The organism is Candidatus Zixiibacteriota bacterium, from assembly GCA_040752815.1.
Lineage (GTDB): Bacteria > Zixibacteria > MSB-5A5 > GN15 > FEB-12 > JAGGTI01.
Genome location: JBFMGC010000091.1, coordinates 1 through 4,934, shown reverse-complemented (window position 1 = coordinate 4,934; position 4,934 = coordinate 1). Strand labels below are relative to the sequence as shown.

The 4,934-nt window shown below is 57.5% G+C and carries 2 protein-coding genes; both read right to left on the bottom strand.

Annotated elements, in window-relative coordinates; all coding sequences use genetic code 11:
• Positions 1 to 4,399 (bottom strand): VCBS domain-containing protein (locus tag AB1772_13115; GenBank protein MEW5797281.1); only part of this gene is annotated, 4,399 nt, incomplete at its 3' end.
• 338 nt (positions 4,400 to 4,737) lie between these two features.
• Positions 4,738 to 4,934: hypothetical protein (locus AB1772_13110; protein ID MEW5797280.1), on the bottom strand; the 197-nt coding region annotated here is incomplete at its 5' end.

Sequence of the window (4,934 nt, the reverse complement as noted above, 5' to 3'; positions counted from 1 at the left end):
AAAGAGCATCGCTATTATCTACGTCGGACGCACCGGCAAGAAGGTCCCGCACGACCGGCGCATTGCCTTCCTGCGTGGTGATGGTCAGCGGTGCGGCAACAGTGGGAGCATCGTTTTCGCCGTCGATCGTGACGGTAATGGATTTCTGAACCGTATCCGGCCCCGATGAAGCATCGAATGTGAATGTTGCGGTGACATGCTCGCCAGCCGCGAGATAATCGAACGCAGCCCTGTCGTAGCTGATCTTCCCGGTGACAGGATCGACTGTGAACAGGTCTGCCAGCGAGCCACCGGCAGGCGCTGGACCGTTTGAATTGGCGGCGTCGAAGGCCAGCGTATCGGCCACATAGCGAATATGCACGTCGCTTGCATCGACATCCGTAATCGAAACGTGGTCCGCGACCGTGACCACGGCGACGTCTGGAGTGCCGGTGTTGCCCTCGGTGTCGGCGGCCGGATCGGTCACCGCTATCACCGGCGCGTCGTTGGCGCCATCAATCGTCACCGTAATGGATTTCTGAACCGTATCCGGGCCGGACGACACATTGAAGGTGAACACCGCTGTGACATGCTCGCCGCCGGCGAGATAGTCGAACGCGGCTTTGTCGTAGCTGATCTTGCCGGTGACAGGATCAATCGTGAACAGGTCGCTCAGAGACCCGCCAGCCGGTGCAGGACCGCTGGAGTTGACAGCATCGAAGGTCAGCGCGCCTGCGTACGGTGCCTTCACGTCACTCGCATCGACGTCCGAGACCGAAACATGATCCGCAACCGTGACCACGGCGAGATCCGATGTGCCGGTGTTGCCCTCGGTGTCGTGTGCCGGATCGGTCACGGCTATCACCGGCGCGTCATTTGCGCCATCGATGGTTAGCGTGATCGCCTTCTGAATCGTGTCCGGCCCGGAAGACACATTGAAGGTGAACACCGCTGTGACATGCTCGCCGCCTGCGAGATAGTCGAACGCGGCTTTGTCGTAGCTGATCTCGCCGGTGACGGGATTGACAGTGAACAGGTCTGCCAGCGAGCCACCGGCAGGCGCTGGACCGTTTGAATTGGCGGCGTCGAACGACAATGCCCCCGCGTACGGCGTCTTCACGTCACTCGCGTCGACGTCCGAGACCGAAACATGATCCGCAACCGTGACCACGGCGAGGTCCGGAGTGCCCGTGTTGCCCTCGGTGTCGTGTGCCGGATCGGTCACGGCTATCACCGGCGCGTCATTTGCGCCGTCGATTGTGACCGTAATCGACTTCTGAATTGTGTCCGGCCCGGACGACACATTGAAGGTGAACACCGCTGTGACATGCTCGCCGCCAGCGAGATAATCGAACGCGGCCCTGTCGTAGCTGATCTTCCCGGTGACGGGATCAATCGTGAACAGGTCGCTCAGAGACCCGCCAGCCGGTGCAGGACCGCTGGAGTTGACGGCATCGAAGGTCAGCCCGCCTGCGTACGGCGTCTTCACGTCACTCGCGTCGACGTCCGAGACCGAGACGTGATCTGCGACCGTGACCACGGCGACGTCTGGTGTGCCGGTGTTGCCCTCGGTGTCGGTTGCAGGATTGGTGATGGATATCGTTGGAAGATCGTTAGTGCCGGTGATCGTAACCGTGACGGTCTTCGCAACAGATGTATCGTTGCTGTTGTTGCTATTGTCTTTGACGGTGATCGTATAGGTCGCCGTTATGGTCTCGCCTTCCGCGAGGTACTGGATCAGATTGGTATCCAGCGCGAAATCCCAGTTGAAGTCGTGATCGCCTGCAGCCAAGGCCGACGAAGGAACCGTCAGTGCGGTTGCGAGCGCCAGGGCCAATGCAGGAGATACCCCGGCACTCCCCGCCGCATCGTTGTTGTAGGTGACGTGCGCTGTATGCGTATCCGTCAGATCGGCGTCGGTGAACGTGACCGAGCCGTGGTCTTTCAGAATACCACCGACAGGGTCGACGTCTTCCTTGACCGCTGCGCCGTTGTCGATGACGGAAATAACGGGCTGGTCGTTCGCCGCGCCGATCTGAACGGTGATCTGCTTTGTTGACGACAGGCCGTTGTTGTCCGTAACCGTGACATCGTAGATCAGCGTCAGGGTCTGCCCCTTCGCCAGAAAATCGAACAGATGGTCCGGCAGCTTGAATTCCCAGCCGACCGAACCCTGATTGTTGGTATCGGTGTTGCTCTCCGATACCGAGGCTGTCACCGCTCCATTGAGGGCATCGCGGGTTGCCTGCGGAATGTCGTTGTAGTCGCCGCCCGACCACACCACCGATGAGGCGCCCGGATGAAGCGCCGCGCTTGCCGTATGGGTGTCGGAGAGATCCACATCGGCGAACGCCAGCGTTCCGGTCGCAATATCGACAACCGAATTCGGCGCGCCCGTTGTGTCCGGAACTTCGTCGGCCTGATGAATCGCGGCATCGGCCGTCAGCACCGGCGCATCGTTGGTGCCGGTGATCGTGATGGTGACGGTTTGTGTCACCGGGACGCCGTTGTCGTCCTTGATCGTGATCGTATAGATCTGCGTGATCGTCTGACCTTCGGCCAGCGATTGCAGCGTGGGATCGTTGTCGTCCAGCGAGAAGTGCCAGCCAACCGAGCCCTGATTGTTGGTGTCGGTGGTGCTCTCCGACACCGGATCAATGGTGAATGTTCCGATCTTGGTCGTTGTCGGGGCATTTCCGGCGCCGCTGACAAAACCTGGCAGAGTTGAGGACGTCGATGTCAATTCGACGGTCGCCGTGTGTGCATCGGTCAGATCGACGTCCTTGAACGTGATCGTTCCGTTCGTCTCGATGTGGCCTGATGTAGTAACGGCCACATCTTCCTTCACTGCACCGGTAACGATCGTCGCTGCACCCACCACGATCGTCGGCGCGTCGTTGGCGCCCGTAATCGTGATCGGGATTTCGACAACACCGGTATCCGGCCCCGATGTCGCGGTCACTTGGATCTTGAAGGTAACGGTCTGGCCGTCGTCCAGGAAATTGAACTGCTCGCGGTCAAAGGAGACCGCGCCCGTCGTCTGATTGATGTGAATCAGCGGCTTCAGAAAGCCTTCGGTGAGATATGGAATCGTGCTGACCGCGCTCGTAATGATCGCGCTGCCGGCGACGAACGGAATGCCGATATCGTAGAACGGCGCATTGCCGATATCCGGATCGTCGATCTTGACGACGTCCTTGAAGCTGAAAATTTTGATCGTCGGGGAGAACGCCTGATCCGCGAAGACAGGGAGTGCCGAAAACTGCGCCTTGGTATTGTAGAAAGTCCTCGGAGGATTTGGCTGCCCGGTAACGGGATCGTAGCCGACACCCGGGATTGTAATGACCTTGGGCGGCCCGAGGTCCTGTAGCGGCTTGTAGAATGCGAAGGGATTTAAGTTGTCGCCGGGAGAGCCAAATCCGTTTTTCTGCGACTTCGGATTGGCGTTGTCCGGATTGTAGTTCGGGAAGTAAAGCTTGAAGACTTCCTGAATCAGTGTCTTCGCGGATTCCTGATCCGCAAGCGTCTTGAGCTGTTCGATCGCTGTCGGAGGCTGGCCAACGCCGCTGACCGACACGTAGGTCACCTGCCCGGCCTGCGATACCGTTCCGATCAACTGGCCGGTTGTCTTGTCGTAGAGATTGTATGAGCCGGTATGCCCGTCCGGCTCGACCAGCACCGAGAACTTGGTTGGTCCGTCGTTCGCGCCGATTTCCACCAGTACGGCAGTGCCGCGAATACCCATCGTGGCAACCGGCGTCTCGACGCGCATGTTGCCGTTCTTGGCGGTCTGTCCTGCAACGAATGTAATGGTGCCCTGAACCAGGCTGATCAGTGATGAATTCGACGATCCGTTCGGATCGAAGATCATTTCGTTGAGCACCATGCGCGCATTCGCGCTCATGCCGAACGCGCTGCCGTCGATGAACGTCATGCCGACCGACGAGTTCGATCCGGTCTGGACCACGTCGCCCTTTTGCACGGGATCGCCGATATTCAGCTCAACCGACACTCCGTTCCGGATCACGGAGGCGCTTCCGGACATCTTCAGGACGTGTCCGATCACTTCTCCGGCCTGTGCCGGCGCGGTAGCCTGCGCGTAGTGGACGTGACCGGTCAGCGCATCCACGATGTGACCGGAAAGGGTTGCCCCGTCCTTGGTGGTAAGAACTGGCCTTACTTCGCCCTTGAAGTAATTGCCGATCACAAATTTCTGGCCATTACCCGAAATGATCAGGTCGCTGCCGATCCGCATGTAGTCGCCGGAAAACAGCAGATGCGCGTCAGGTACGACGACTTGGTTGTCCGACATATGATGCTGGACGAAATTCGGCTTCGAATCAAAAGAGAAACGCTCCCCACCCAGTGAAACTGGGGAGTCGTGCATCAGCCCGGCATCAAATGGTCCGGAAAAATTCAAACCCCTGCCCGCCCGTCAAAAGTTATTATTAAGAAATTCAGAATTCGCAATTCATAGCATCAAAGACCGTGGGCCCATAGTGAATTGAACCACACAGCGTGGTTTTACATGCCCTCGTTAAGTACAATTGGACGGTGATGACTTGGTTATTCCGCTACTGCTTCCTAAGACTATGGGACAAAATCGATAATCCGTGCTGCTCCGCAAAATGATCGGCCGATTAACGGAAGCGAATTGAGCCTAAAAGCCGCCGAAAGGGCGCATTCGAAATCGATCAATAACCAATCTATACAGTCTATTCATTCAACTAGACCTGATAATCCATCACCTAGTTCAATCTAATACTTAAATTTTAACCTTTTATACATCAACGCCTGCGCGTTAGCCCTATCTACAATTTTAGACAATGTGGTCAGCGCTAGTTCCGCATATTTGAATCCAAATGGCTGATTAGCCGCCGCTTTAAGCGGTCGAAAAGGGGACGCGCCTAATCCTTGTGGCCAGATGATCTGGTCACGAGCCTGCATACGTTGCG